General features: G+C 57.8%; 1 protein-coding gene. It reads right to left on the bottom strand.

Annotated features, from left to right (window positions below):
- Window positions 1-386 (bottom strand): hypothetical protein (locus tag IMZ11_RS44715; RefSeq protein WP_228649891.1); only part of this gene is annotated, 386 nt, incomplete at both ends.

Here is a 386-nt window from a genome sequence, read left to right as displayed (position 1 = left end):
GTACAGCCACGATGTCGGCAAGCTCCTTGGCTTCCGCCGCGTATCCGGTTAGGTCCGAGAACAGCACCTGTGATGCTTCGAGCGCTTGTTGAGCCTCGGTGAGCAGACCCGCCAACTCCCGCTCTGCAGTGCTCGTCAACAAAGGTGTCTGCTCAATCCGAGTCGTCACGGCTGTGATCTTCTGCCGCGCGGCCGTCGTGTTGGCGTCCAACAATCTAGCCGATTCACTGTAGCTCGCTAGTCGGCGCGCCACGCTCTCGGCGTCCGCAATCGCCTTGCGTCCACCTTCGAATGGCTTGGCCTGTTCCGATAGCGTCGCCTTGTAGCTATTGAAATTTCGTCGAGTCCACTCGTAAAAACTGCCAATCAATTCAACAGCATGGATC

It is taken from the genome of Microtetraspora sp. AC03309 (assembly GCF_020826795.1).
Classification (GTDB): domain Bacteria; phylum Actinomycetota; class Actinomycetes; order Streptosporangiales; family Streptosporangiaceae; genus Microtetraspora; species Microtetraspora glauca.
This window is presented reverse-complemented; position numbering and strand designations above follow the sequence as displayed.